The following is a 1,098-nucleotide window of genomic DNA, read 5'->3' as shown; positions in this document are numbered from 1 at the left end:
CGCGCAGCAGCGCCGGGATCTGCGCCTTCGGCACCGGCGGGAACAGCGCGACGTGGCGCAGCGATTCGTCCGCGACGCGCTGCGCAAGGCGCGGCTTCTCCATGCCGTCGCCGACCAGCACGAACGAGACCGGCTCGTCGCGCAGCAGCGCCGCCGCATCGAGCATCACGTCGAGTGCGTTCGGCAGCCCGTGCGAGCCCGCGTAGCCGACGACGGTGCGGCCCTGCGCCTTCTGCGCGGCGATGTGCGAAGCGATGGCCGCATCCAGCGGCGCCGGCTCGCCGGCCCAGTCGTCCGGCGAGATGCCGTTCGGCACGATGTGCAGCTTGCGCAGGTCCAGCCCGTGCGCACCCATGTGGCCGGCCACCTTCGGCAGCATCGAGACCACGACGTCGGCATCGCGGTACGCATCGTCCTCGGCCTTCTGGCACAGCAGCGCGAACGGATGCCGCGGCGACATGCCCGACAGCTCGATCGGCGACAGCGGCCACAGGTCATGCACCTCGAACACCAGCGTCGCCTTCGCACGCCGCGCGATGCGCCGTGCCACCCACATGTCCATCGGGTAGGTGCTGGAGGCGATCACCACGTCGGGCCGGAAGCGCTCGACCAGCGCCGGCGTCTCGCGCCACAGCCGCATCAGAAAGGCCGCAATGTTGCGCACCCGGCCGATGCCGTTGCCGCCGTAGCGCGGCGCCGGCAGCCAGCGGTAGGCGATGCCATCGATCGTCTCGTCGAGGGGCGTGTCGCCGACCTCCGGCTGCCGGCTGCGCACGTGCGACTGCGACGCCGCGACGATCTGCACCCGGTGCCCGGCGCGCACCCATTCGCGCGCCAGGTAGTACGGCCGGAACTCCATGCCGTGGCGCGGCGAGCCCGCGTAGTGGTTGATCAACAGGATGTTCAACGCAGCAACTCGTCGTAGAAGGCCAGCAGCGCCCGCTCGGCCTGCGGCCAGTTGAACACCTCGTCGACCGCGCGCCGGCCCGATTCGCCCATCGCGCGCACCCGGTCCGGCGCATCGCGCAGCAGCCGGATCGCGTCGGCGATCGCGTTCGGGTCGAGCGGGTTCACGCACAGCCCGCAGCCGTGCACCTC

At 71.7% G+C, this 1,098-nt stretch carries 1 protein-coding gene and 1 pseudogene; both read right to left on the bottom strand.

The annotated features are described in order from the left end of the window. Positions 1-907: glycosyltransferase family 4 protein (locus AC1D15_RS33680; protein WP_477829482.1), on the bottom strand; the 907-nt coding region annotated here is incomplete at its 3' end. Beyond that, positions 904-1,098, bottom strand: a pseudogene (locus AC1D15_RS33675) (glycosyltransferase family 1 protein); the annotation flags it as partial. The pseudogene AC1D15_RS33675 and the gene AC1D15_RS33680, both read right to left, overlap by 4 nt.

It is taken from the genome of Rhizobacter sp. P2_H2, from assembly GCF_056403375.1.
Note: the sequence above shows the minus strand (reverse complement) of the source record. Positions and strands in the feature narration are given on the sequence as shown.